Origin of the sequence: Streptomyces sp. NPDC056222 (assembly GCF_042264065.1) — a bacterium.
GTDB lineage: Bacteria > Actinomycetota > Actinomycetes > Streptomycetales > Streptomycetaceae > Streptomyces.
Window position 1 is genome coordinate 1 of sequence record NZ_JBHJTL010000234.1, and the last position, 1049, is coordinate 1049.

3 protein-coding genes are annotated in these 1049 nt (G+C 61.7%); all 3 read left to right on the forward strand.

Annotation, left to right across the window (positions count from 1 at the left end; all coding sequences use genetic code 11):
* Positions 1–286, forward strand: a 286-nt coding sequence (locus ACFC0D_RS38755) for a hypothetical protein (protein ID WP_376446840.1), incomplete at its 5' end; no start/stop codon positions are given.
* A complete protein-coding gene (locus ACFC0D_RS38760) occupies positions 283–903 on the forward strand; it encodes a lambda exonuclease family protein (RefSeq protein ID WP_376446842.1) in 621 nt (206 codons plus the stop codon). The genes ACFC0D_RS38755 and ACFC0D_RS38760, both read left to right, overlap by 4 nt.
* Positions 904–928: 25 nt before the next feature.
* A partial coding sequence (locus tag ACFC0D_RS38765) for a single-stranded DNA-binding protein (protein ID WP_376446844.1) occupies positions 929–1049 on the forward strand: 121 nt, incomplete at its 3' end.

A 1049-nucleotide genomic window follows, 5' to 3' on the forward strand; every position in this document is an offset into this window, starting at 1 on the left:
CAACAAGAACGCAGTCCAGGCGGTTGCGTCCAGCGTCAGCTACGGGAAGCGCTACACAGCGTCCGCGCTTCTGAACCTGACCAGCCATGGTGAGGACGATGACGCCTTTGCATCCGTGACCGGCTTCGATATCAGCGAGTGGGCCTCGGCCATCAACGCCGCCGCTGACAAGCTCGAGCTGGACAGCATCGGCGCTGACTTGAAGTCGAAGAACGGTATTCCTGCACAAGAACTTCGCCAGATTCGCGCCCTGTGGTCGGCCAAGGCGAAGGAGCTTGCCAATTGAAGGCCAACGCCGCCCAAGAGTCGCAGGACTGGATGCAGGCACGGGCCGGAAAGTTCACCGCCTCCCGCGCCGCTGACCTAATGGCCCGGACCAAGACTGGCCCAGGTGCTGCCCGCGCCAACCTGATCGCCACTCTGGTGGCTGAGCGGATCACCGGACAGACGGTTGAGGGCTACCGGAATGCGGCCATGGATCGCGGCATCGAGCTGGAGGGCGAGGCACGCGATGCCTACAGCTTCAACACCGGGCAAGCCGTAGTGGAGACAGGATTCATCACCTGCGGCTGGCTTCCGAACACCGGATGTTCCCCTGATGGGCTGGTTGGCGATGGCGGATTGGTCGAGATCAAGTGTCCGTCCTCGATGGGGAAGCACCTGGACGCATTGCTGACCGGCGCCCACGCAGATGAATACCGCTGGCAGTTGCAGCACCAGCTGATGGTCACTGGCTGGGGATGGGTCGATGCAGTCAGCTATGACCCGCGTTGGCCCGATCACCTGCAGCTGGCAATCCGCCGCGTTACCCGCGATGAGGAAGCCATAAAGCTGCTGTCCGAAGAAATCCGCAAGGCCGACGCCGAGGTAGAGGCGAAGGTTCAACAACTGACGAAGGAGTAAACCTGTGGCCCGTGGAATCAACAAAGTGATCTTGGTCGGCAACCTCGGCAACGATCCTGACGTGAAGTACACCCAGGGCGGGATGTGCATTACGCGTATCTCGCTGGCGACCACCAGCGTCCGCAAGGACAAGGACGGCAACCAGC